Raw genomic sequence first — 587 nt, forward strand, 5'->3', positions numbered from 1 at the left:
ATTCATTGGTTTATTATTTTATAAATAATGTATTCATGAATCCTTCGGATTTGTCTTGACACAAAAACGAAACAAAAAAGTCAAGGCTTCAATTCTCGACGGTCAATCTTCATTTCGCTTCACTAAAATGTTTAAATCACTCCTTTCAGTCGGTAAACATTTTTACGTTTCACTTAATGGATTGACACTCGTCTGCGAATTGTTATGCCAGGTTATTGCTCTTAATTTTTAGCGTTTGTTAGTGAATGATTTGTTGTAGTGTTCGTTCAATAATTTTTCGACATCAGACATTTTGTAGTAGATTTTGTTGCCTACTTGACAGAATGAAACCTTTCCTTCATCTCTCCACGTTTGAGCGGTACGTTTTGAGATTTTCATTAGCATTAGAAACTCTTGGTTATCCATAAATGTTTCTTGTTTAGCTGCTAATGCTTTGTTTAATTTTTTAGTGATTTCTTCTAATTGGAATACGATCGCATCGAATTGTTCTTTTGTTAAAATGATTGCTTCCATTTTCTTTCTTGTTTTAAGATTATGGAACAAATGAAGTACAGAAAAAAAAGTCGCCAGGTCTTAAGTTGGTCTTA

General features: G+C 32.4%; 1 protein-coding gene. It reads right to left on the reverse strand.

Going from position 1 to position 587, the window contains the following annotated elements:
• Window positions 1-228: 228 nt before the first annotated feature.
• A complete protein-coding gene (locus N5D90_RS17090; RefSeq protein WP_280063484.1) occupies window positions 229-513 on the reverse strand; it encodes a helix-turn-helix domain-containing protein in 285 nt (94 codons plus the stop codon).
• Window positions 514-587 lie beyond the last annotated feature (74 nt).

This window comes from Empedobacter sp. GD03797 (assembly GCF_029842105.1).
GTDB classification, from domain to species: Bacteria; Bacteroidota; Bacteroidia; order Flavobacteriales; family Weeksellaceae; genus Empedobacter; species Empedobacter falsenii_C.